Source organism: Streptomyces sp. NRRL F-6676 (genome assembly GCF_000725625.1).
Lineage (GTDB): Bacteria > Actinomycetota > Actinomycetes > Streptomycetales > Streptomycetaceae > Streptomyces.
Map to the genome: position 1 here is coordinate 1 of NZ_KL647084.1, position 23,626 is coordinate 23,626.

Consider the following 23,626-nt stretch of genomic DNA (forward strand, 5'->3'; position numbering starts at 1 on the left):
CCCCTCCTCCCCCCTCCCCTTCCACACCCGTTCCTGCTCCTCCGCCCACCCCCGCGCCCGCTGAATCCTCCGCAGCAGTTCGTCCGAGTCCACGACATCGCTCATGCACCCCGGGTACCCCGGCGACGCCGGGGAATGTGGCACTCGACACACACCCCCCACCCCGCCCCCTGTTCCGCACCACGAAGGGAAGCTGTCCCGTATGACTGAACGCGTGACGGAGCTCGGTCTCCCGGACGACATCCAGGCCTGCCTCTTCGACCTCGACGGAGTCATCACCCGGACCGCCGTCGTCCACGCCGCCGCATGGAAACAGACGTTCGACGAATATCTGCGGCAACGCGACGGCACGGGCTTCCGGCCGTTCGACAAGGGCGCCGACTACGACGAATACGTCGACGGCCGCCCCCGCGCCGACGGCGTCCGCACCTTCCTCGCCTCCCGCGACATCCACCTCCCCCAGGGTGATCCCGACGACCCGCCGGACCGGGAGACCGTGCACGGCCTCGGCAACCGCAAGAACGAACTCCTCCTCGAACTGATCCGGACCCAGGGCGTCGAGGCCTACGACGGCACCCTCCGCTATCTCGACAAGGTCCGCGCCGCCGGTCTGCGCACCGCCGTCGTCTCCTCCAGCGCCAACTGCCGTGACGTACTGCGCTCCATCAACGCCGAACACCTCTTCGACGTCCGCATCGACGGCGTCGTCGCCGCCGAACGCGGCCTGCCCGGCAAGCCCCGCCCGGACACCTTCCTCGCCGCCGCCCAGGACCTGGACGTCCCGCCGAAGGCCGCCGCCGTCTACGAGGACGCCCTGGCCGGCATGGACGCGGGCCGCTCCGGACACTTCGGCTACGTCGTCGGCCTCGACCGGGTCGGCCAGGCCGACGCCCTGCGCGCCCACGGCGCCGACGTCGTCGTCGAGGACCTCACCGACCTGGGGAGGTGGGCGTGATCACGCACACCTCCTACGGCGTCGAGCCCTGGTGCCTGCGCGAACGCGGGCTGCACGCGGACGTGCTCCCGCAGAGCGAGTCGGTGTTCGCGCTGTCCAACGGGCACGTCGGCTGGCGCGGCAACCTCGACGAGGGCGAGCCGCACGGACTGCCCGGCTCCTATCTCAACGGCGTCTACGAGTCCCACCCGCTGCCGTACGCCGAGGCCGGCTACGGCTACCCGGAGTCGGGGCAGACCGTCATCAACGTCACCAACGGCAAAATACTGCGACTGCTGGTGGACGACGAGCCGTTCGACGTGCGCTACGGACGGCTGCGTTCCCACGAACGCGTCCTCGACCTGCGCACCGGCCTGCTCACCCGCACCTGCGAGTGGACCTCCCCGGCCGGCACCACCGTCCGCATCCGCTCCCGCCGTCTGGTGTCGTTCACCCAGCGGGCCATCGCCGCGGTCTCCTTCGAGGTGGCGGCCGTCGACAGCCGCGCCCGGATCGTCGTGCAGTCGGAACTGGTCACCAACGAGCAGCTGCCCGGCCACAACGGGGACCCGCGGGCCGCCGTCGCCCTGGAGTCGCCGCTGGAGGCGGAGACCCACTTCGCCAAGGGCACCCGGCTGCGGCTCGTGCACCGCACCCGGCGCAGCCGGCTCCGGGTCGCCGCCGCGGCCGACCACCGGGTCACCGGACCCGAGGAGACCGCCACCGAGTGCGAGTCCACCGAGGACCTGGCCCGGCTCACCATCGCCTCCGTGCTCGCGCCCGGCGAGAGCCTGCGCGTGGACAAGCTCGTCTCCTACGGCTGGTCCAGCACCCGTTCGCTGCCGGCCGTCAGCGACCAGGTCGACGCCGCGCTCGCCGCCGCCACGATCCGCGGCTGGCAGGGCCTGGTCGAGGAACAGCGGGAGTACCTCGACGACTTCTGGGCCCGCTCGGACGTCGAGGTCGACGGCGACGAACAGATCCAGCAGGCCGTGCGGTTCGCCCTCTTCCACGTGCTCCAGGCCGGGGCGCGGGCCGAGCAGCGGGCCATCCCCGCCAAGGGGCTGACCGGCTCCGGCTACGACGGCCACGCCTTCTGGGACACCGAGACCTTCGTCCTGCCGCTGCTCACCTACACCTCGCCCGAGGCGGTCGCCGAGGCGCTGCGCTGGCGGCAGAACACCCTGCCCGCCGCGCGCGAGCGCGCCGCCCAACTCGGGCTGCGCGGCGCCGCGTTCCCCTGGCGCACCATCGCGGGTGAGGAGGGTTCGGCGTACTGGCCGGCCGGCACCGCCGCCTTCCATGTCAACGCCGACATCGCCGACGCCGTCGTGCGCTACACCGCCGCCACCGGCGACAAGCGGTTCGAACGCGACACCGGCGTCGAACTCCTCGTGGAGACCGCCCGGTTGTGGCGTTCCCTCGGTCACCACGACCACCGGGGCGCCTTCCACATCGACGGCGTCACCGGCCCTGACGAGTACAGCGCCGTCGCCGACGACAACACGTACACCAACCTCATGGCGCGGATGAACCTGGTGGCCGCCGCCGACGCGGCCGAGCGGCATCCGCGGCAGGCCGCCGCGCTCGGCGTCGACGACGAGGAGAGCGCCGCCTGGCGCGACGCCGCCGAGGCCATGCACATCCCGTACAACCACGAACTCGGCGTCCATGAACAGCACGCCGGGTTCACCCGCTACCAGCGCTGGGACTTCGCGGCCACCCGCCCCGACCAGTTCCCGCTGATGCTGCACTTCCCCTACTTCGACCTGTACCGCAAACAGGTCGTCAAGCAGGCCGACCTGGTGCTCGCGATGTACACGTGCAGCGCGTTCTTCGACGCCGAGCACAAGGCGCGCAACTTCGCCTACTACGAGCCGCTCACCGTGCGCGACTCGTCCCTGTCGGCGTGCACGCAGGCGGTCATCGCGGCCGAGGCGGGCCACATGTCGCTCGCCTACGACTATCTCCACGAGGCCGCGCTGATGGACCTCCACGACCTGGAGCACAACACGCGCGACGGGCTGCACATCGCCTCGCTCGCCGGGACGTGGATGGTGCTCGTGGCGGGGTTCGGCGGGATGCGGCACCACGGGGGGACGTTGCAGTTCGCACCCCGGCTGCCGGAGACGTTTCGGCGGCTGGCGTTCACGTTGGAACTGCTGGGGCGGAGGGTGCGGGTGTCGATCGAGCGGGGGGTGGCGGCATACACGCTCCTCAGCGGCGAGCCGCTGGTCATCCACCATCACGGCGAGCCGCTGACGGTGGAGATGGACAAGGTCAGCCGGCGTGAGGTCCCCCCGCTGAAGCCGGTTCCGTCCCCGCCCCAGCCGACCCACCGCCGCCCCCACCGGGCGACGGCATCGGAGGGCCAGGGCGCCTCATAGCTCGGGGGTCTTCGTCGTTCGGCGAGTGCGGGTGCGCCGTGGCTTGTCGCGCAGTTCCCCGCGCCCCTAAAAGCCAGGGGGGCGCCCCCTGCTTTCAAGGGGCGCGGGGAACTGCGCGAACGACCACAAACCCACTCGCACCCGCCGTACGACAGAACCCCCCGAGCTATGAGGCGCCCCTCGGAACCGGCGGAGCCCCGGCACGGGGACGGGGGAAGGCCGTGCCGGCCAGGATGCGCGGCTCGACCCTGTCGTAGAGCCGCCGTTGGCGGTCCTTCCGGGACCGCCCCGACAGCACCGTCCCCAGCCACCCGCACACGAACCCCGCCGGAATCGACACCACCCCCGTCGTCGTGAACGGGAACCAGTGGAAGTCCAGCCCGGGGAACGCCGCCGTCGGCGACCCGGACACCAGACTCGTCCCCGGCATCAGCACCAGCACCGCCACCGTCCCCCCGATCAACGCACACAGCAGCCCGGCCCGCGTGCACCGGCGCCAGAACAACGCGTACACCAGCGCCGGCGCGAGCGCGGACGCGCCCACGCAGAAGGACGCCGTCGCCAGCGGCTGGAGGCTGCGGTCCTGCACCAGCGTGGCGAGCAGGATCGCCGGCACGCCCACCACCAGCGCGCACACCCGCGCGACCACCGTCTCCCGCTGCGGAGTCGGCCGCCGCGCGTGCGTGGCGAACACGTCATGGGCCATGGAGTTGGCGCAGGCGAGGATCATGCCGGCCACCGAGGCGAGCAGCGTCAGGAAGATCGCCGTCGTGACGGTGGTGAACAGCAGCGTCTCCGGACGCGACAGATGCGCCCCGAACGCGGCCCGCGAACCCAGCAGATACGCCGTGTTGCCGCGCGGATCGGCCGCGGCGAGCCCCTGCCTGCCGACCAACGCGGTGGCCCCCACGCCCACCACGGTGATCACGACGGCGAAGAGCGCGACCGAGGCCACCGCCCACGACATGGACCGCCGCACCTGCCGGGCACTGCTCGCGGTGTACATCCGCATGGTCACATGGGGCAGACACGCCCCGCCCAGCACGATGGTCAGCTGGGTGCTGAGCATGTCCAGCTTGGGATGGTCGCCCCCGGCGAACTGCAACCCGGGCCGCAGATACGCCTGCCCCGCCCCGCTGCGGCCCGCGGCGGCGGTGAACAGCGCCCCCGGGTCCCAGTGGAAGGCACGCAGCACGAGGACGGCGACGACGGCACCCGAGCCGAGCAGCATCACCATCTTCAGCAGCTGGATGAGGGCGGTGCCCTTCATGCCGCCGATGGCCGCGTAGCTGATCATCAGCGCGCCGACCCCGACGACGCAGCCGGTCTTCATCGCGCTCCCGGTGAACCCCAGGATGTACGCGAGGAGCTGACCGGTACTGGCGAGCTGCACCAGCATCATCGGCAGCAGCGCGATCAGGGTCACCGCGCAGGTGGTGATCCGCACCGACCGGCCCGGCATACGCCGGGACAGCGCGTCGCCCAGGGTGAACCGCCCGGTGTTGCGCAGCGGTTCGGCCAGCAGGAACATCAGCAGCATCAGCGACAGCGTCATGCTCAGCGCCAGGACGACACCGTCGTAGCCGCACAGCGCGATCACCCCGCCGATGGTGAGCACGGTGGCGGCGGAGATGTAGTCGCCGGCGATGGCGAGCCCATTGCGCAGCGGGGACAGCGAGCGGTAGCCGGTGTAGAACTCGGCGAGGTCGTCGCGGTCGGGTCCGGTCATCACGCACAGCAGCAGGGTGACGGTGACGACGGCGCAGAAGGCGACCAGGGACCAGGACTGGGCGGAGCCGTCGAACTCGGTCATCGTCCCGGCTCCCGGAAGACGGCGGGCCCCTCGGGGGTCCCGGCCAGGGGATCGGGCGGGGTGTGGCGCCGTACGCGGGCGGCGAGCGGGTCGACGTAACGGCGGGCGGTGCCCTCGTACAGCAGGATCGCGAGCCAGGTGACCGGGACCTGGACCAGGCCGAGCAGCAGTCCCGTCGACAGGCCCCCGGTGACGGGGCGGGTCATCACGGACGGCTCGTACGCGGAGAGGAGGAGGAAGACGACGAAGTAGCCGAGGGCGGCGAGGGTGGCGACCCGGCGCTGCCTGCGGTAGGCGCGGCGCAGCAGCCGGAGGTCGCCGTGGTGCCCGCGCGCCGGGGACGGTAACGCCCGGCGTAAGGGGCGGGTCGGTAAGTCCCGGTCGGTGTCGGCCGCGTGCCCGTGCGGTGCGCTCCGCGGGGTCTCCTCCTCCGGGTCCTCGTCCAGTGGCCAGGGGTGGGGGAGGGCGGCGGCCGACCAGCTCGGGATGTGCGGCGGCGGGACCGGATACGAGGGGTACGCCGAGGACGACGGCGCGGACGGGTCGTGGGACATCCCGGTTCTCCTTGCGGCTCGATGAGGCCCGGCGGGTGCGGGCCGTGGGGGGAGGGAAGCGGGGGAGCGGGTTTTCGCACGCTATCCGCCGCGATCCGCGCCGCGGGCCGTTTTCCGGGAACTCGGGGCGGACCGTCACACCCCGCTGACCTCGGGTGTTGCCCCTGTGAGACCAGTGAAAGGAGAGTCGTGGGGGAAGGCGGGGACCGCCCTCAGCACGCCAGCAGATTCTGCCGCAGATAGGCACAGGTCCGGCTCAGCAGCCGGGACACGTGCATCTGCGAGACCCCGATGCGGTCCGCGACCTGACGCTGCGTCAGGGAATTGAGGAAGTACAGCTTCAGCACGTCCCGCTCACGGTCCGGAAGCTGGGGGATGAGGGCGCGCAGGGCCACCAGATCGGTGACGAGGTCGAGCGCCGGGTCGTCCCCGCCGATCGTCTCGGCCAGCGAGGCGCCGCGGTCCGGGCCGCGCCGCTCGTCGATGGAGAGCGGGTTGCGCGACTGGTCGGCCCGCAGGGCCTGGCGTATGTCGTCCTCGTCCATCCCGGTGAGCCGCCGGATGTCCCCGACGGTGCCGCCCTGCGCGTACCCCGAGCGGCGCAGCTCCTCCTGTGCGCGCCGGACCCTGCGGTGCCGTTCCTGCACCCGGCGGGGGACGTGCAACTCCCAGGTGTGGTCCCGGAGATAGCGCTTGAGCTCGCCGTCGATGGTCGGCACGGCGTACGACAGGAAGGCGTGGCCGCGGCCGGGGTCGAAGCGGTCGACCGCCTTGACCAGGCCGAGGCACGCCACCTGGTAGAGGTCCTCGCGGCTCTCGGCCGGGCTGCCGTAGCGCCGGGCGATCCGGCGGGCCATGGGCAGGAAGGCGACGATCGCCGACTCGCGCAGCCGGTCGCGCTCGGGACCCTCGGGGCAGCCGGCCATCCGGTGCACGAGGTCCTCCTCCGCGGAGCGCTCCGGTGAGGGGGCCGGGTCGTCCGGGCGTTCTGCGGTGACTGGCGAGCGGTGGGGGGCTCGGGTGTCGGTCATGTGTGTATCCGTCCCTGTATCTGTCGGAGAAGGACGGGTTCCCGAGCTCTTTTGCCCTATGCAAAGGTTACGGAACGGTGATGCTGTGTGACTCCTGTGAATCCCGTGACCTCTTCGCCGAGGGAGACGAGGGAGACGAGGGAGACGAGGGAGACGAGGGGGAGGAGAGGGACGAGAGAGGCGTGCCGAGGCCGTGGTCCCCGAGCGGGCCCACGGTCAGGCCCGCGCGCCGGCAGTCGGTGACCAGGCCGGGGAGGGCGGCGAGGGTCGCCCGCCAGCAGTCCGGGGCCGCGGTCCGGTCCGTGTCGTGCAGCAGCACCGTGCCGCCGCCGCGCAGCCCGTCCTCGACGGTTCCGCGTACCGAGTCCGCGGTGGCGTCCGCCGTCCAGTCCCTGCCCCACGCCGACCACAGCACCGGGCGCAGCCCCGCCCGCCGGGCCGCCGCCCAGCGTCCGGAGGTGAGGATTCCGTACGGCGGCCGGTACCAGAAGGGCCGCCTGCCGGTGACGTCGGCCACCGCCTCGGCCGCCCGCGCCACCCCGCGCGCGTCCCGGACGGGGGCGGGCAGCCAGGGCCGGTCGTGCGTCCAGCCGTGCACGGCCAGTTCGTGCCCCCGGCGGGCCGTCTCGCGGACCAGTTCGGGATGGCGTACGACGCTCTCGCCCAGGACGAAGAACGTGGCACGCACCAGCAGTTCGTCCAGGGCGTCGAGGAAGAGCGGGGTGGAGGCCGGGTCGGGGCCGTCGTCGAAGGTGAGGGCGACGTGACGGGGGTCCCCGATCCCCGCGAGCCGGGGGAAGCAGCGGCGCCGCAGCCCCGGCAGCCAGGTGGCGGCCGGGACGATGTGGGCGGCGGCCGCGGCGGTGACCGCGGCGGTGACCGCGAGGGGGACGGCGGCCAGGGCGGCGGCAGGGCGGAAGGGCGCCGGCGGGAGCGCCGCGCGCCGGACGGAGACGGGGGCGGACCTGCGGCTCATGCTCTCAGCGCCTCTCTGTCGTGGTGTGCTGCGGTTGTCGCGCGTCCCAGGACTCGGTCTGCGAGGTGGCGTGCGCCAGCCCGAGGGTGCCCGCGCCGATGAGCGCGATGCCGATGATCTCGGGGAAGAGCCGCAGCCCGAGCCCGATGTGCTCGTCGAACAGTGCCCAGCCCAGCGCCACGCTGGTCAGCGCGTCGCCGAGGGTCAGCGCGGGCTGGGAGGCCGTCAGACTGCCGGCCCGGAAGGCGCCCTGGAGCAGGACGAACGCGGTGAGCCCGGCCACCGCCAGGGCGTACAGCGGCCAGGTCGCGAAGATCCCGGCACCCACGTCGCCGATCCGCCCGGTGACCTCCTTCATCAGCGCGGCGGTGGTCGCGAAGGAGACCGCCGAGGCCAGCGCGAGCAGCGCGGCCCGGGCGGAGCCCCTGGCCAGCCGGGCGACGACGACGAGGGCGACGACGGCCGCGAACGCGGCCACCCCGGCAAGGAGCCAGCGGCCCGGGGTGGCGCTGGAGCGCCCCTCGGTCGGCGCCGCCGAGCCGAGGAAGAGGGCCAGACCGAGGGCGAGGGCCACGAAGGCGAGCCAGGTGCGCCGGTTCGGCGTGTGATGGAAGACGATGCTGCCGACGGCCAGCGTGAACAGCAGTTCGGCGGCGAGCAGGGGCTGGACGAGGGACAGGCTGCCCACGGTGAGCGCGGCGGCCTGGAGCACGGTCGAGACCGCCAGCAGCGCCGAGCCGGCCAGCCAGAACGGGCGGCGCAGGACATGCGCCATCCAGTGCGCGGCATGCCTCACGCCGCCGCCGGAATCCTCTTCGTCGGTCGCCGCGCGCCGTTGCAGCACCGAGGCCGTGGCGTTGGCGAGGGCCGCGAGCAGGGCCAGGACGACGGTGAGCGCGTTCACCCCGTGACTCCTCGACGACTCCGACTACTCCGGCGACTCCGACAGCTGCGACGACTGCGGCGGCTCACCCGAAGCGGGCGGCGAGCCGCCGGTAGACGGCGGGGGCGGTCCCCCGGATACGGGCCGGCAGCCGCAGCCAGCCGGGAACGTAGATCTCGTCCCGGCCCCGCGTCACCGCGGCGCTGACCGCGTCGGCCACCTTCTCCGGCGGCACCGGCCGGGGACGCGACCGTACGTACGGCATGCCCCGCCGTTCGAAGAACGGCGTGTCCACCACGGCGGGTACGACATGGCTGACGCCGACGCCGGTGCCGTACAGCTCGTAGCGCAGCGCGTCCGCGAACGCGGCGAGCGCGGCCTTGGCGGCGGAGTAGACGGCCTCCTGACGCACGGCCAGCACCCCGGCCACCGAACCGACCAGCACCACGCGCCCGGAACCGGCCTCCACCATGCCCGGCAGCAACCGCCGTACCAGGTGCATCGCGGGCAGGACGTCCACGTCGAACAGCTTGTCGATGGAGCCCGGGGGCATGGTGACGAAGTCACCCGCCCAGCCGATGCCCGCCCCGGCGACCAGCAGGTCCACCCGGCCGCCGGCCGCGTCCAGCGCGAAGTCGGCGAGCCGGTGTCCGGCGCCGGGGCGGGAGAGGTCGGCGGGGAAGACGGCGGCCGAGGTGGCGTCGGCCACCCGGGCGAGCCGCTGGGGGTCGCGGCCGTTCAGCACGAGGTGCCAGCCGTCGGCCGCCAGGCGCTGCGCGACGGCGGCGCCGATGCCGGAGGAGGCGCCCGTCACCAGGGCCGTTCCCGGGCAGACCCGCTCCCCGTCGGCCGGCCGCCGCACCATCCGGGGCTCCGCGCCCGGCACACCCGTCGGCACCTCGGCAACGGGGGAGGAGGTGTCATGTGCGTACGAGGGGACGCGGGAGAAGGCGTGAGCCATGGGGCGACCTCTGCGGGGAGAGCGAACACCGGGGGGGGGTACCGGCCGGCGGCCGGGAGCGGTGCGCGGACGGGAGCGGGCGGTCATGGAGTATCCGCGCGGGCTGTCTCCGAAACGTGCGCGAGTCCGTACGAATGGGGCGCGTGGGGGTGCGCCTCGGAGCTCTGGGGGTGGGGGGTGTGTTGGCGGGTGCCGGTGCGTTGTGGTCGCCCGCGCGGTTCCCCGCGCGCCTGTAGGCCAGGGGCGCCCCCTGCTTTCGAGGGGCGCGGGGAACCGCGCCGCAAGCCGCCCACGGCCGGCAGCCGCCGATCCACCCGCGGCCCCGAGCTATGACGCGCCCTTGGCGTCCCGCTGCGCGGAACCGTCCCGCTGCGCGGAACCCGCTCGTTCCGCGAGCATGACGCCGACGAGGCCGAGGAGTGCCAGGACGCACCCCGTCGCGACCTGGTCCCAGCGGATGACCGCCGCGCCGAAGCCGCCGAAGAAGCCGGAGAAGATCAGGCCCACCCCGACCGCGAGGACCAGCAGATCGGTCGCCTTGCCGCGTGCGCGGGAGATCCGGACCAGGCCGGCGAGGAAGACGATGACCCCGGCGCCCATCTCCACGAGGTGGGGGTCGTTGGCCAGGGTGTCCGGATACCCCAGCGCCCACATGCAGATGAACAGCCAGATACCGGCCAGCATCATCAGCACGCTCAGCGGAACGTCGTGCAGCCCCTTCGCGCCGGGCCCCTCGACCCTGCCGATCCGGCTCGGGACAGGGGAGCGCTCGAGGTCGGAGGAAGTTCTGGTCGAAATCGTACTCATTCGTATGGACTATCCCGCTTCGCGGCCTTGAACCCTTCCCCCGGTCTTCTTCCCGGTGGCCTCCGCGTCCGCCGAGGCCAGCGCGGTGGCGACGTCGCGCGGATATGTCCGCAGTGCCACCAGGCTCAGCAGACCGGCCGCGAGCAGCGGGGCCAGGCACACCAGGAAGGCCATCCGAAGGCCCTCGGTGCGGCTGCCGCTGTCGTCGAACACGTCCGACGACAGGAAACCGAACAGCAGCGGGGCGGTCGTTTCGGCGGCCGACCGGGTCAGCGTGCGGGCCGCCTCCGATCTGCCCCACAGCCCCGGCGGCACGATGTCCAGCCGGGCCGCGTCCAGCGGCGGGTTCGCGGCGGCCAGCAGCCCCGCCCCGACGGCGAGCAGCGGCACGGCGATCAGTGCCGAACTCGTCAGGATCCCCGGCGCGAACACCGGCGCGGCGGCGAGCAGCGCCACCGCCGGCACCAGTACCCGGCCACTGGCGTGACCGTGCCGCAGCGCCACGTCCGGCAGCCGGGCGCCGGCCACGAGACCGGCCAGGATGCCCGCGCCGATCACGACGACCAGCCCGCTGGCGGTACTGCGGCCGACCCCGTAGTGATGCGTCACGAACAGCATGCCGAAGGACCGCACTCCGGCGAAGAAGAAGTACGCCAGCGCCGAGGCGGCGATCATCAGCAGCACCGTGCGGATGCGCAGGATGTGGGCGAACGCACGGTGCGCCGACATGGTCCGCGGGTCCTCCCGCAGCACCTGCTCGGGGCGTGGCTCGCTGCGGGCGGTGCGTACGACGGCGCGGGCGGAGGAACCGGTCGCGGGTGCGGCGCCCGGTGCGGCGGGCGACTGCTGTTCCTCGCGGGCCAGTTGGCCGCGGCCGCCGCGCCGTGGCTCCGGGAGCCGGGCGAGCAGCCAGGCCAGCAGCGCGCCCGGCAGGGCCAGCCAGGCGAACGAGATCCGCCAGGACAGCAGCGCCGCGATGTTGGTGGACACCACGTAGCCGAAGCCGGTGCCGAACAGTTCGCCGGCGAGGATGTAGCCGTACAGGTGGGCACGTTCGCCGGAGGGGAAGTAGTCGCCGACGAGGGAGGCGACGACGGGGCCCGCCGTGGCCGTGACCACGCCGAGGCCGACCCGGGCCGCCAGGAGCGTCCCGAAGGAGCCCGCGACGGCCGAGCCGACCATCGCCACCGACCACAGCACGATGCTGCCGGCGAGGAGGCGGGTGCGGGTGGTGCGGTCGGTCAGGACGCCGGCGGGGAGGGTGGCCAGGGCGCCGGCCAGGGAGGTGGCCGAGACGAGCAGGCCGATGTGGGTGTGGTTGAGGCCGAAGGTCTGTTCGAGGTTGTCGGCGTTGACGGAGACGGTCGCCTTGTCGGCGCCGTCGAGGGCGATGACCATCGCCAGCAGGGTGATCACGCGGAGGCGGGCGCGCCCGCCGACCGCGCGCTCCGCGCGCCGCCTGAACGGTTCCCGTTTCAGCGTCCTCACCTCCTCACCTCCTCCCTGCGAGCGGTTCGGTGCGTGCGGTGCGTGCGGTGCGTTCGGTTGCCCAGTAGCTCGGGGGGTTCTGTCGTTCGGCGGCCGCGGGTGTGTTGTGGCTCGTCGCGCAGTTCCCCGCGCCCCTGAAGGACGGGGGCGCCCCCTGTTCTAAGGGGCGCGGGGAACTGGGCGGCCGGCCCCCACCGGTCGGCAGCCGACAACGCACCGAACGGGGGTATGGGGGGGCCGCACCCCTCGTGTCGCGCACCAGGACGGGGGTACCCCGCTCACGAAGCCACGGAACGAAAGCAACGGCAGGGGACGACGATGCAAGGCAACCAGACACCCCGCGACGCCGCCGCCGGTTCCGGCGTGGGCGACGCGGCCACCCGCCTGGCCGAGGACACCGCCGACCTCGCCCGCCGTGAGGTACGGGCGATCCGGGACGAGGCCCTGGCCGGCCTGCGCCGTTTCGGGGCGGCGGGCGTCCTCTTCGCCGGCGCCGGTGTCTGCGGCGTGCTCACCCTGGCCGCCGCACATCAGACCCTGCTGCGCGCGACGGAGTCGGTCCTCCCGAGGACCGCCGCCGCGGCGGTGCTGGCCTGCGCCTACGCCACCGGAGGCGCGGGCCTCGTCCACCTCGCGCGCGACCGCGTACGGGCCACGGCGGAGGCGACCGCGCGGGCGCTGGAGAAGGAGCACGAGCGGCTGGCCCCGGAGACCCCCGCGCCCTGACCCGGGCCGGGCGGCCGCCCCCGGTCGCGGGGCGGACGTATGCCCTGGCCCGGCGCGTGCCCCGCGTCTAGCTCGCGATAGAAAGGACCCATGGCGCAGCGCGACACTGACACCGGGTTCGAGGACGTGGACGACGTCGACGGAGTGACCCGGGCGGTCCTCGCGGCCTCCCGGTTGCTGATGGCGGTCTCCGCGCGCTCGCTCGCCGCCGTCGAGGACGGGGTGACGCTGCCCCAGTTCCGCATGCTGGTCGTGCTCTCCACCCGGGGCGCCACCAAACTGGTCGCACTGGCGGAGTTGCTCCAGGTCGCGCCGTCGACCGCGATGCGCATGATCGACCGGCTGATCGCCGCGGGGCTCGCCGTGCGCGAGGTCAACCCGGAGAGCCGGCGCGAGACCCTGCTGACCCTCACGGAGGAGGGCCGGCGCACCGTCGAGAGCGTCGTCGCCCGGCGCCGCGCCGCCATCTCGTCGATCGTCGAGCGGCTGGACCCCGGGCACCGGTCCGCGCTCGTCGAGGCGCTCGCCGCGTTCAACGAGGCGGGCGGCGAGCCCTCCGTCCCCGTCCCCGACGACGCGCAGGCCCAGGCCATGGGCTGGGGCGAGCCCGGACTCGCCCGCGACGTCTGACCCGCCCCGGTACCCGGGCGGCCCCGCCTCCCCCGTCCACGTTTCGCGCCCGGCGCCCCGGGAACTCCGGGGGCCTCACGCGGGAGAGGGAGCCGGAATGCCCACACCAGACGACGTACGGTCCCCGGAGGGACGGCGCACGTGCCTACCTGCCGGAGGACCCCGGTGAACCGGCTGCGGAGCCTGCTCCAGGACGACCACGACGCCATCCAGTGCCTCCTCGACGACCTCACCGGCGGGCCCGGCGCCCCCGAGCCCGACACCGGGCGGCGGCAGCGGCTGGCCCGGCGGCTCGTCGCCCTCCAGTCCGCGCACGAACTGGCGGAGGAGCGGGTGGTCTGGCCCGCGGTGCGCAGGCTGTGCGAGGACGGCGGCGCGCTCGCCGGTACGGCGCTGGCGCAGGAGGGCGAGGCGAAGCGGGCGCTCGACGAACTGGCCCACCTCCCCTCCGGCAGCCCGGAGTTCACCGCGTGCGTACGGACGGTGGCCGCGCTGAACCGCACGCATCTGGCCTATGAGCAGGACCAGGTGTGGCCGCGGCTGGAGACCCGGCTCACCGAGCGGGACGACGCCCGGCTCGCCCGGCGGTGGCGGGCCGCCCGCCGGCACACCCCCACCAGGCCCCACCCCCGCCTGCCGGCGCACCCGGCGGTGCTCGGCACGGTGGGGACGGCGGTCGCGGTGCTCGACCGCGCCCGTGACGCGCTCGGCGGTCGAACCGCGGCCGGGCGGACCTGAAGGGGCGCGGATCTGTTACGCGGAGACGTCCGCCCACCCCGGCGGATGCGCCGGCGTGCCCTCCACGGCGGGCGCGGACGGTTCGCCGCCCGCCTCGTTGAACGCAGTGAGCGCCTCGATGAGGGCGGCCCGCTGCCCGGGCGTGAGCCGCCGTACGATCCCGGTGACCTCCTGGCGGCGCCGGGCCATGACATGGCCCACCACCTGCCTGCCCCCGTCGGTGAGCGTCAGCAGGGTCTCGCGGCGGTTGCCCGGGTTGACCCGCCGCTCCGCGAGGCCCGCCGCGATGAGCCGGTCCACCATGCGCATCGCGGTCGAGGGGGCGACCTGGAGCAGTTCCGCGAGGACCACCAGCTTGGTGGCGCCCCGGGTGGAGAGCACCACCAGCATCCGGAACTGCGGCAGCGTGATCCGGTCCTCGACCTCCGCCAGCGAGCGGGCCGACACCGCGACCAGCAGCCGCGAGGCGGTCAGCACCGCACGCGCCACGTCGTCGTCCCCCGCCGGCCGCGCGCCGCCCTCCGGCGACCCGTCGCCCTCCGGCAGCCCGTCGTCCACCGGCGACCTGTCGCCCGCCGGCAGCCCGTCGTCCACCGGCTTCTCACTCTCGGGCATGGGCCCCTTCCTCTCGTTCCCCTCGTGCCGCGCCGCCCGCCGTCCGCGCGCCGGCCGGGCCCGGTGCCGTCGTGTGCGCGCGGTAGCGCAGCAGCAGCATGGCCGCGTCGTCGTGGAGCGGTCCGTCCGCATGACGCACCAGATCGTCCCGCAGTGCCTCCAGGGCACCCTGGGCGTCATTCTCCTTCAACAGCACCGCCCGGTCGGCCAGCGGGTAGAACCGCCGCCGGGCGTCCCGGGTCTCGGTGACGCCGTCGGTGTACAGCAGCACCTGCTCGCCGGGGGCGAAGTCCACCCGGAACGGCTCGGCGGGGTCCCCGCCGTGACCGGACAGGCCGAGCGGCAGCGCGTACGCGGGCGGTTCGGGGAAGTCGACCGAGCCGTCCGCGCGGACCACCATCGGCGCCGGATGGCCGTAGTTGAGGAAGACGACGCTGCGGTCGGGGCGGACCTCGCCGAGGATCGCGGTCACGAACCGCTCGCTCTCGGTGTCCCGCTCCATGCTGCGCTCCAGGCGGGCGCCCACCGCGAGCAGGTCCGGCTCGTCGTGCGCGGCCTCGCGGAACGCGCCGAGCACCACGGCCGCCGTCTCCACCGCGGCCAGCCCCTTGCCCTGCACGTCGCCCACGATGACGCGGATGCCGTGCGGGGTGGCGACCACCTCGTACAGGTCCCCGCCGATGTGCGCCTCGGCGACCGCGGAGGTGTAGGACACCGCGATCCGCAGCGGCCCCGCGCTCAGCGGCACCGGCCGCAGCAGCACCCGCTGGGCGACCTCGGCCACCGAGCGGACGCTCGCCAGCTCCGCCTCGCGCCGCCGGCGCATCACCGCCGCGGCGATCGCGGCACCGGTGACCCCGGCCACCGACGCCATCGCCGCGTAGCCGCGGCGCTCCGCGAACAGCCCGTCGTACATCCCGAGGGCCACGCACACCAGCAGCGCCGCCACCCCGATCAGCGTGGTGCGCCGCCAGCCGCCGACCAGTCCGGCGAACGCGGGCCCGAGCGAGACGAGGGGGAGCAGTCCGACACCGGGCCCGGCGAGGACGTCGGCGGTCACGACGACCACGACGACGGCGACCGGCAACCACGACAGTGTGACCTGGCCGGGCTGTGGTCGCTTCGCTGCCATGACTGCTCCCGCGCTGGAACCCGTGCCGGAAAACCGCCCTTCCGACGGCATTCCCCTTGCTTTTTAGACTATGCAAAGGTCCTCGGGCGGTGCCGCGGGCGGCACTCTCCGTTACCCAAACGAGGCCCGGTGTCCGATACGCCCCGCGCCCCGCCTCCCTCACTCCAATGCCGCCGACAGCGGGCGCGACCGGCGCCCCGGTGCCAGCGTGGGGCACGGCGCGCCCGCGAAGCGACCCGCCAGCGGGACCACGCCCACGGGGGAGGCAGGCCCCCCACGACCCACCCGCCGACGGACGGAACCGACCATGGCCGAGCACACCACGGCACCGCACGACCCCGGCGTCGGCCGGCTGGACGACACGGCCGTCGAGGAGCGGCTGGCCCGCATCGACGACCATCTCGGCCGGGTCGAGGTGGCGCCCGGCCCCACGGCACGGGCCGCCATGGAGGCGGTGGGGGCGCTCACCGAGGTCTACGGCGAGGCGCTCGCCCGGGTCCTCGACCTCGCCGACGAAGCACTCGCCGCCCGCCTCACCGACGACGCGCTCCTCGGCCATCTGATGGTGCTGCACGAGATGCACCCCGACCCGGTCGAACGCCGGGCGGAACGCGCCGTCGACGGACTGCGCACCGTCGTGCACGAGCGGGGCGGCGAGATCGAGCTGACCGGCATCGACGACGGCGTCGCCCGCGTCCGGCTCGACGTCAAGGGCTGCGGTTCGACCACCGCCGGCCTCGAGGACGCCGTACGGGAGGCGCTGTTCGCCGCCGCGCCGGAACTGTCCGGCGTCGAACGGGTGCGTGATCCCGCCGGGGACTCCGCCCTCGTCCCGCCCGAACCGCGCACCCTGCGGCCCGCCGAACCGCAGGGGTCGCCGTGACGGCGGGTGCGCTGGCCCGGGTGATCCGCGGCGCCGCCGACCGGCGGGCGGCGGCCGCCGAACGCTGCGACCTGTGCGGCGCCCCGGTACCGGCCGAACACCGGCACCTGTACGACACCGAGCGGGAGGAACTGCACTGCGGGTGCGACTCGTGCGTCCTCCTCGTCGCCGAGGGCGGCGCGGCCGGCGGACGCTACCGGCCCGTGCCCGAGCGGCGGCTGCGGCTGCCGCCCGTCGACATCGCCGCCCTGGGCGCCCCCGCCGGTCTCGCCTTCTTCGTCCGCCACCGGGACGGCACCGTCACCGGGCGCTATCCGAGCCCCGCCGGTGCCACCCGCTGGGAGACCGACCCGGACGCCTGGCGGGCCGCGGTGGCCGGCCACCCCGCGCTCGCCACCCTGGAACCCGAGGTGGAGGCCCTGCTGGTCAACACCACCGGGGATCTCAGCCACCACTGGCTCACCCCGATCGACGACTGCTTCCGCGTGGTGTCCGTCGTACGGCGGGAGTGGCGCGGGCTGTCCGGCGGCGGCCGGGTGCGGCCCGCGGTCGAGGAGTTCTTCGAGCAACTCACCGAGCGGCCCTGAGCGGGGTGCGCCCGGTGGCCGCGGCACCGGGACTCTCCGCCTCCCGTCCCGTCAGGGGAGCGTCGGCGTCAGCTCCGCCACCAGCAGCGTGCGGTCGTCCGCGGTGCCCACCTCCGCCGCCCCCCGCAACAAGCCCTCGCACAGCTCGCGCAGGCCGTCCGCCCCGGTGACGTCCGCCGCGTCGACGGGGCGGGCCCCGACCGTCGGGCGGCCGTCCGCGTCCAGTGCGCGGGCCAGCCGCGCGATGCCCTGGTCGATGTCGGTGTGGCGGGACTCCACCAGACCGTCGCTGTACAGCACGAGCAGCGTCGGCTCGGACACCTCGACCACCGTCGGCTCGTACGTTCCCGTCCCCAGCCCCAGCGGCAGCCCCGGACTGGCCAGCGCGAGCGGCCCGGCGGCCCGGTCGGGGCCCCGGATCAGCGGCGGCGGGTGTCCGGCCGCGACGACCGTGCAGGTGTGCCGCCGCGCGTCCCACTCCGCGTACATGCACGTCGCGAACGACGCCCCCGGCGTGTCGCAGGCCAGCGCGTCGAGCCGCCGCATCAGCTCGGCCGGCGCGATGTCGAACCCGGCCAGCGTCCGGACGGCCGTACGGAGCTGGATCATCGCGACCGCCGACTCCGGCCCGTGCCCCATCGCGTCCCCGACGACGAGGCTGACCCGGTGCCCGGGCCGCGGCAGCACGTCGAACCAGTCGCCGCCGATGACCGTGTCCTGCCCCGCCGGCAGGTACCCGTGGGCGATCCGGCAGCCCTCGAACTCCGGTGCGGTCGTCGGCAGCAGGCTGGTCCGGATGGCGAGGGCGGTGCGCCGCTCGTGCTCGTACCGGCGGGCGTTGTCCAGCGCCACGCACGCCCGTCCGGCGAGCGCCTCCACATGCGCGGCGTCGTCGGCACGGAAGGGCGGCAGGTCCGGCCCCCGGGTGCAGACGATCACCCCGACGGCCGCCTCCCGCAGCCGCAGCGGGACGACGAGGAGGGAGACCGACCGCAGCACCTCCCGCACGCGCGGATCGCCGCCCCGGGCGGCGGTGAGCCGCTCGGAGGTGTGGTCGTCCATCATGTCGAGCACCTGCGGCCGCCCGGTGGCGAGCGCGCGGGCGTACGGGGTCTCGCGGGGGAAGACCACCACCTCGCCGAGCGGCAGTCGGCGCTCCCAGTCGGGATCCGAGCGGTGGCCCGTGCCCATCGCCAGCCGGCGCGCCTCGATCTGCGGCGGGTCGGCGGTGCGGAAGGCGTTCTCCTGTTGCAGCCACCGTTCCAGCAGGTACACCGAGGACGCGTCGCAGAACTCCGGCGTCAGGGCATGCACGACATGGCCGCCGGTGAGCCGCAGATCGAGCGCGGAACCGATGAGACCGTCCACCGACGGGCCGGCCGGAGACGGGCCGGTGGAGGACGAACCAACCACAGAGGAACCGGCCGTCCGGTGCGGGGCCGGCGGAGCGGCGGGGGCCGGCTCGGGCTGGGCGCGTGCTTCGTTCCGCAGGATCGTGCCTTTCCGGGTGGGGCCGGGGGCCGGTCGCACGGCAGGAACGGGCCTCCCCGCGCAACCTCGGCAACTATATGATGTTGCGTCAAGGATGCTCGCTGTCGGAGGAGTTGATGTGCCCATCGGCGAAGGTCTCCCGCAGGGAGTAGATCCCGAAAAGGCGAGCGTCGCGCGTATGTACGACGCGATGCTCGGCGGCCAGCACAACTTCGCCATCGACCGTGAGGCCCTCGCCGCGTTCACGGCCATCGACCCCCAGGTCCGCACTCTCGCCCGGGCGAACCGTTCCTTCTTGGGCCGTGCCGTCCGTTTCCTGGTCGACTCCGGCGTACGGCAGTTCATCGACCTCGGCTCCGGCATCCCCACCCAGGGCAACGTCCACGAGGTGGCGCAGGCGGCCGCCCCGGGCGCCCGGGTCGTCTACGTCGACAACGACCCGGTGGCGGTCGCGCACAGCACCTCGCTGCTGGCCGACAACCCGGACGCGGCCATCGTCGACGGCGACATCCGCCGCCCCGCCGACATCCTCGCCTCTCCCCGGCTGCGGGAACTGATCGACCTCGACCGGCCCGTGGCCGTACTGATGATCACGATCCTGCACTTCGTCACCGCGGAGGAGGACCCGGCGGGCATAGTGGCCGCGTTCCGTGACGCGCTGCCCGCGGGGAGCTGGCTGGCGCTGACGCACGCCACCAACCAGGACCGTCCCGACACGGCCGCCGCCGTGGGGAAGTTGTACCGCTCCCGGGCCAGTTCGCCCGTCACCGCCCGCTCGCGGGCGGAGATCCTCGGCCTCTTCGACGGGTTCGGCCTCGTCGACCCGGGCCTGGTCCACGTACCGCTGTGGCGCCCCGGCCCGGACGACCACGTGCCGGACAACCCCTCGGAGTACTGGGTGTTCGCGGGCGTCGGCCGCAAGGACGGCTGAACGCTCCCGAACCCCTGACCCGCGCCCGGGGCCGGCCCGGACAAGGGTCGGCCCCGCCGCGAAGGGGGGGTGCGGCGGGGCCGGGAGGCTCGGTCCGCCAGGGGGGGTAGGCGTGCCGCCGAGCCTGTCGTATCTGCTGGTGCCCCCTCAGCACGCATATATGCGCGCCGATTTCAGTTCTTTTTCGCGCCCGGCGGCCGGAAGCAGGCGATCACCGTCTTGCCGTCCGGACAGGGGCGGGTCTGGAGGGTGTCGGCCAGCGCGTCGACGAGGAACATGCCGCGTCCGCCGAGGCGTTCGCCGCTCGGCGGCTGGGCCACGGGCAGCTCCCGCGAGGAGTCGTGCACCGCGACGTGCAGGCACCGGGTGTCCCAGGTCAGCACCAGCTGGGCGCTGCTGCGGGCGTGCACATGGGCGTTGGTGACCAGCTCCGAGACGGTCAGCAGCACCGCGTCGGCCGTCTCCGGCGCCTCGGTGGTCCAGCCGAGGGTGCTCAGATGCCGGCGGGTCCAGTCACGGGCGGCTTTCGCGCCGGTACTCATCGGCAGGGAGCGCGCCCAGCCCACTGCTCGCAGCGATTCGTTCACCGTCGTCCTCCCCGGGTGCCGTCCAGGGTTACGGGTACCCGCGCCGGGCGCCCGCATGACTGTGCGGCGGGCCGCACCCGTCTGGGACAAGCTGGAGAATACAGAGCGAAGCAGGACGTACCGGGCCGCGCCCCGTGGTGGCGGCCCGGCGGAAGGAAGCGAGGCACCATGTCCGACCAGCAGCAGCCCCCGTCCGGCCGCGACCGGGACCCCTCCGCTCCCGGGCAGCCGCCCGGCGAGCAGACCGCCCCGGAGCGCGCGGGCGCCGGTGACCTCGGCCGCCGGCTGGCGCACCGGCGCCGGGAGCTGGGGCTGACCCGGGAGGACGCGGCGGCCCGGGCGGGCATGGCGCCGGACTACCTGCGGTATCTGGAGGAGAGCGCGGGGGCCGCGCCCGGGACGAACGTGCTGCTGCGCCTGGCCGACGTGCTGCGGACGACGGTCACCGAGTTCACCGGCGGTGCGGCCGAGCGGCCGCCGGGGCAGGGCCAGGCGGCCGCCCACCCCGCGTTCACCGAGCTGAGTGTGCGGGAGTGCCGGGCGCTGCTCGCCTCGCACGGGGTGGGGCGGCTGGCGGTGAGCACGGCGTCGGGGCCGGTGGTGGTGCCGGTCAACTACAGCGTCGTCGACGGTGCGGTCGTCTTCCGGACCGCGCCCGGGACGACGCCGGCGCTGGCGGTCGGCAACCCGGTCGCCTTCGAGGTCGACCGGGTGGACGAGGCGTTGAGCGAGGGGTGGAGCGTACTGGTCCGGGGGCACGCCCGTGCGGTGACCGACCCGGGCTCGGTGCGCCGGCTGTCCGAACGGGCCCGCAGCGGGCCGTGGGCGGGCGGGGTGCGGGAGGTATGGGTCCGGGTGGACCCCGTGGAGACGACGGGACGCCGCATCACGGTGTGACGCGGCGGGGGGCCTGGGGGCCGAGGGGCGGAGCCCCCGGGGACGGGAAGGGTAGAGGCGGAGGGGGCGAGGGAACCCGGGACGGGACGCGGCGGATCGAGTACCGGAGGTTCAGGTGAGCGGTGACGTGTACACACGCGTGCGGGACGAGGTGGCCCGCCGGGCCGACCGGCTGTGGGACGTGGCGCTCACCCTGCACGCCGACCCCGAGTACGCCTTCGGGGAACACCGCGCCGCCACCCTCCTCACCACCGAACTCGACCGCGAGGGCTTCGCGGTCGAACACGGCACCGCCGGCCTCCCGACCGCCTTCACCGCCCGCGCGGCCACCCAGGACGGCACCCCCGCCCCCACCGTCGCCCTCCTCCTCGAGTACGACGCCCTCCCCGGCCTCGGCCACGCCTGCGGCCACAACCTGATCGCCGCCGCCGGCCTCGGTGCGGCGCTCGCGACGAGGGCCGCCCTGGCGGACACCCCCGGCACCGTCCTGGCCGTCGGCACCCCCGCCGAGGAAGGCGGCGGCGGCAAGGTCACCGAAGTGGAGGCGGGCGTCTTCGACGGCGTCGACGCCGCCCTCATGTTCCACCCGGGGGTGTACGACTGGCAGTGGGCACCCCTCACCGCCCAGGCCCCGTACCGCGTCGGCTTCCACGGCCGCGCCGCCCACCCCACCGGCAACCCCACCGAAGGCATCGACGCCCTCGCCGCCCTCGTCCAGCTCTTCAACACCCTCGCCGTCACCGGCCGCCGGCTCCCGGAGGGCTCGCACGTGCAGGGGATCGTCACGCACGGCGGCACGGCCACCAACATCGTCCCCGAGTACGCCGAAGGGCTGTTCGGGCTGCGCGCGCTCACCACCACCGCGCTCGACGACCTCGCGCACGACCTCACCACCAGCGCGGAGGGCGTCGCCCGCGCGACCGGCACGCGGGTGGAGGTCGAGCGCGCCGCCCAGGGCTACGCGCACTTCCGCGACAGCACCGCGCTCTCCGGCCGGTTCGCCGCGCACCTGGCCCGCGCGGGCATCGAGCTCACCCCGCCCACCCCGGGCGTCCACCTCGGCTCCTCCGACATCGGTGACGTCAGCGGCCGGGTGCCCGCGATCCACCCGTTCGTCGCGATCATGGGATCCGACGGCTCGGACCACACCCCCGAGTTCGCCGCCGCCGCGGCCTCCGACCGGGGCCGGGAGGTGCTGCTCGCGGCGACCGAGGCGCTGGCGTGCACCGCGGCGGACGTCCTCCTGGACGAGGGCCTGCGGCAACGGGCGTGGGCCGGCCACACCGGCGACAGCACCCGACCGGGCCCGCCGCCACCCGCTACCCCGCCCGCACCCGCTCCGTGAGCGCCAGCAGACGGGCCAGCGGGTCCTCGTCCCGGAACAGCGTCCGGCCGTGCTCGATCCGGCTCCGCCGCGCCTCGCCGTCGGCGGTCAGCCGGTCCAGCGCCTCGCACAGTGCGCGCTCGTCGCCCGCCACCTCCGTCAGCCCCAGCGCGGCCATCCGCCGTACGCCCTCCTCGCCGTGGCCCGGGATCGGCCGGTAGCCGACCACCGGCAGCCCGGCGGCGAGCGACTGCACGGCGGTCTGCCCGGCCGCGTTGTCCACGAGCGCGCGTGCCGCGTGCAGCAGGCCGGGCATGTCGCTCACCCAGCCGGGCGCGAGGACCCCGGGAACGTCGGAAAGGGCCTGCCGCAGCCGGTCGTTGCGCCCGCAGACCACCACCGGCAGACAGCCGCGCCCGGTGAGCAGTCCGGCCGTCGCGGCGAGCCCGGTCGCGGCGCCCCAGGCACCGCAGGACAGCACGACGGGCGTCCGGCCGGGACCGTACCGCTCGAAGAGCTGCCGCCAGGCGTCCGCGCCGCGGGAGCCGCCGGGGGAGTCCGCGGCGAAGTCGGGGGACACGCAGGGGCCGGTGGTCACGGCGGGCCGGCGGATGTCCTCGCGGACCTCCCCGGTGGCCTCGTCGGTCAGGCAGAGATAGAGGTCGTTGCCCGGGTGCAGCCACTGCCGGTGCACGGCGAAGTCGACGACGTACACCGCGCTCGGCACCTTCAGCGCGCCCCGGCTGCGCAGATGGCCGGTCAGCTGCGCGGCGAGGTGGAACACCGGCACCACCACGTCCGGCCGGAACCGCGCCACCCGCTCGGCCAGCCGGTCCCCGGCGAGCCGGGCCAGCGGCACCCCGCTCGGCCTGCTGCCCGACCCGCGGCGCAGGAAGAGCCGGTACAGACCGGCGTACGCCCACGGGTAGTGCCGTACCGAGGACTGGTAGAAGCCGCGCAGCCCGGTGCCCAGGTGGTAGGGCAGGAGTTCGAGGACGTCGAGGACCTCGGCCTCGTGGCCCTGTTCCCGGGCCCGGCGGGCGAGTTCGGCGGCCACCGTGTCGTGTCCGGCGCCCATGCTCGCGCTCAGGATCAGCAGCCGCCGCCCGTCTCCCGCCCGGGGCGGTACGGCGGCGGTGCGTACAGCGTGTCGCCCGGGCGCGGAGGACCCGGGCACGGAAGAGGAAGGGACTCGCACCGGAGCCGACTGCCCCGCCCTTTCCCGTCCAAACGGGGACCACCGCGGATCTT

23 protein-coding genes are annotated in these 23,626 nt (G+C 74.5%); 10 read left to right on the forward strand and 13 right to left on the reverse strand.

Features of this window, described 5'->3' with window-relative positions; translation table 11 throughout:
• The first annotated feature begins 214 nt into the window (after positions 1–214).
• Both IO29_RS33030 and IO29_RS33035 read left to right on the forward strand, forming a co-directional pair.
• Positions 215–955 carry a beta-phosphoglucomutase family hydrolase gene (locus IO29_RS33030; RefSeq protein WP_030379034.1) on the forward strand — a complete coding sequence of 247 codons (741 nt, stop codon included), beginning with the start codon at positions 215–217 and terminating at the stop codon, positions 953–955.
• Positions 952–3,321, forward strand: a complete 2,370-nt coding sequence (locus IO29_RS33035; protein WP_033225198.1) for a glycoside hydrolase family 65 protein — start codon at positions 952–954, stop codon at positions 3,319–3,321. Before IO29_RS33030 ends, IO29_RS33035 begins: the two co-directional genes overlap by 4 nt.
• A gap of 166 nt (positions 3,322–3,487) precedes the next feature.
• Here IO29_RS33035 and IO29_RS33040 read toward each other — a convergent pair whose 3' ends face one another.
• From IO29_RS33040 to IO29_RS33075, 8 genes are all read right to left on the reverse strand, one after another.
• Positions 3,488–5,134, reverse strand: coding sequence for a sodium/solute symporter (locus IO29_RS33040; RefSeq protein ID WP_030379036.1), 1,647 nt, complete (start codon positions 5,132–5,134; stop codon positions 3,488–3,490).
• Positions 5,131–5,688 (reverse strand): DUF485 domain-containing protein, encoded by a 558-nt coding sequence (locus IO29_RS39905; RefSeq protein WP_078618197.1) that lies wholly within the window; start codon positions 5,686–5,688, stop codon positions 5,131–5,133. Before IO29_RS39905 ends, IO29_RS33040 begins: the two co-directional genes overlap by 4 nt.
• A 212-nt stretch (positions 5,689–5,900) precedes the next feature.
• Positions 5,901–6,719, reverse strand: coding sequence for a sigma-70 family RNA polymerase sigma factor (locus IO29_RS33050; protein WP_051707494.1), 819 nt, complete (start codon positions 6,717–6,719; stop codon positions 5,901–5,903).
• A 67-nt stretch (positions 6,720–6,786) separates the two neighbouring features.
• Entirely contained in the window at positions 6,787–7,695 is a 909-nt protein-coding gene (locus tag IO29_RS33055) for a polysaccharide deacetylase family protein (RefSeq protein ID WP_078618198.1), read from the reverse strand.
• 4 nt (positions 7,696–7,699) lie between these two features.
• A complete protein-coding gene (locus IO29_RS33060; protein ID WP_030379040.1) occupies positions 7,700–8,599 on the reverse strand; it encodes a DMT family transporter in 900 nt (299 codons plus the stop codon).
• A gap of 64 nt (positions 8,600–8,663) precedes the next feature.
• Positions 8,664–9,539 carry an SDR family NAD(P)-dependent oxidoreductase gene (locus IO29_RS33065; protein ID WP_030379041.1) on the reverse strand — a complete coding sequence of 292 codons (876 nt, stop codon included), beginning with the start codon at positions 9,537–9,539 and terminating at the stop codon, positions 8,664–8,666.
• 327 nt (positions 9,540–9,866) lie between these two features.
• Complete coding sequence (locus IO29_RS33070) at positions 9,867–10,346, reverse strand: SPW repeat domain-containing protein (protein WP_030379042.1); 480 nt, start codon at positions 10,344–10,346, stop codon at positions 9,867–9,869.
• Positions 10,347–10,355: 9 nt separating this feature from the next.
• Positions 10,356–11,834, reverse strand: coding sequence for an MFS transporter (locus IO29_RS33075; RefSeq protein WP_051707495.1), 1,479 nt, complete (start codon positions 11,832–11,834; stop codon positions 10,356–10,358).
• Between the two features lie 318 nt (positions 11,835–12,152).
• Here IO29_RS33075 and IO29_RS35840 point away from each other — a divergent pair, with 318 nt between their 5' ends.
• The 3 genes from IO29_RS35840 to IO29_RS33090 all read left to right on the forward strand — a co-directional run bounded on the left by IO29_RS35840 (position 12,153) and on the right by IO29_RS33090 (position 13,928).
• Positions 12,153–12,560 carry a phage holin family protein gene (locus tag IO29_RS35840; RefSeq protein ID WP_051707496.1) on the forward strand — a complete coding sequence of 136 codons (408 nt, stop codon included), beginning with the start codon at positions 12,153–12,155 and terminating at the stop codon, positions 12,558–12,560.
• A 90-nt stretch (positions 12,561–12,650) separates the two neighbouring features.
• Positions 12,651–13,190 (forward strand): MarR family winged helix-turn-helix transcriptional regulator, encoded by a 540-nt coding sequence (locus IO29_RS33085; RefSeq protein WP_030379044.1) that lies wholly within the window; start codon positions 12,651–12,653, stop codon positions 13,188–13,190.
• A gap of 165 nt (positions 13,191–13,355) precedes the next feature.
• Positions 13,356–13,928 (forward strand): hemerythrin domain-containing protein, encoded by a 573-nt coding sequence (locus tag IO29_RS33090; protein ID WP_051707497.1) that lies wholly within the window; start codon positions 13,356–13,358, stop codon positions 13,926–13,928.
• A gap of 15 nt (positions 13,929–13,943) precedes the next feature.
• Here IO29_RS33090 and IO29_RS33095 read toward each other — a convergent pair whose 3' ends face one another.
• Complete coding sequence (locus tag IO29_RS33095; protein WP_078618200.1) at positions 13,944–14,543, reverse strand: MarR family winged helix-turn-helix transcriptional regulator; 600 nt, start codon at positions 14,541–14,543, stop codon at positions 13,944–13,946.
• On the reverse strand, positions 14,530–15,675 hold the full coding sequence (locus IO29_RS33100; RefSeq protein WP_078618201.1) for a PP2C family protein-serine/threonine phosphatase: 1,146 nt from the start codon (positions 15,673–15,675) through the stop codon (positions 14,530–14,532). The genes IO29_RS33095 and IO29_RS33100 overlap by 14 nt, the downstream gene beginning before the upstream one ends.
• Positions 15,676–15,982: 307 nt before the next feature.
• Here IO29_RS33100 and IO29_RS33105 point away from each other — a divergent pair, with 307 nt between their 5' ends.
• Both IO29_RS33105 and IO29_RS33110 read left to right on the forward strand, forming a co-directional pair.
• Positions 15,983–16,558: a NifU family protein gene (locus IO29_RS33105; RefSeq protein WP_030379048.1), complete on the forward strand. Its 576-nt coding sequence runs from the start codon at positions 15,983–15,985 to the stop codon at positions 16,556–16,558.
• Positions 16,555–17,145 carry a DUF5947 family protein gene (locus IO29_RS33110; protein WP_030379049.1) on the forward strand — a complete coding sequence of 197 codons (591 nt, stop codon included), beginning with the start codon at positions 16,555–16,557 and terminating at the stop codon, positions 17,143–17,145. The genes IO29_RS33105 and IO29_RS33110 overlap by 4 nt, the downstream gene beginning before the upstream one ends.
• 51 nt (positions 17,146–17,196) lie before the next feature.
• Here IO29_RS33110 and IO29_RS33115 read toward each other — a convergent pair whose 3' ends face one another.
• Entirely contained in the window at positions 17,197–18,762 is a 1,566-nt protein-coding gene (locus IO29_RS33115; RefSeq protein WP_078618202.1) for a PP2C family protein-serine/threonine phosphatase, read from the reverse strand.
• Here IO29_RS33115 and IO29_RS33120 point away from each other — a divergent pair.
• Positions 18,731–19,567, forward strand: a complete 837-nt coding sequence (locus tag IO29_RS33120; protein WP_078618212.1) for an SAM-dependent methyltransferase — start codon at positions 18,731–18,733, stop codon at positions 19,565–19,567. The two genes, IO29_RS33115 and IO29_RS33120, sit on opposite strands and share 32 nt — an antisense overlap.
• A gap of 173 nt (positions 19,568–19,740) precedes the next feature.
• On the opposite strand, the gene IO29_RS33125 is transcribed toward IO29_RS33120, so the two are convergent.
• Positions 19,741–20,154, reverse strand: a complete 414-nt coding sequence (locus IO29_RS33125; protein WP_030379052.1) for an ATP-binding protein — start codon at positions 20,152–20,154, stop codon at positions 19,741–19,743.
• A 168-nt stretch (positions 20,155–20,322) separates the two neighbouring features.
• On the opposite strand from IO29_RS33125, the gene IO29_RS33130 reads away from it, so the two are divergent.
• Together IO29_RS33130 and IO29_RS33135 are read left to right on the forward strand one after the other, a co-directional pair.
• Entirely contained in the window at positions 20,323–21,051 is a 729-nt protein-coding gene (locus IO29_RS33130) for a helix-turn-helix domain-containing protein (RefSeq protein ID WP_030379053.1), read from the forward strand.
• A 127-nt stretch (positions 21,052–21,178) separates the two neighbouring features.
• Entirely contained in the window at positions 21,179–22,396 is a 1,218-nt protein-coding gene (locus IO29_RS33135; RefSeq protein ID WP_324608156.1) for an amidohydrolase, read from the forward strand.
• Here the strand turns inward: IO29_RS33135 and IO29_RS33140 are convergent.
• On the reverse strand, positions 22,371–23,453 hold the full coding sequence (locus IO29_RS33140) for an MGDG synthase family glycosyltransferase (RefSeq protein ID WP_033225158.1): 1,083 nt from the start codon (positions 23,451–23,453) through the stop codon (positions 22,371–22,373). The genes IO29_RS33135 and IO29_RS33140 overlap by 26 nt on opposite strands.
• Positions 23,454–23,626 lie beyond the last annotated feature (173 nt).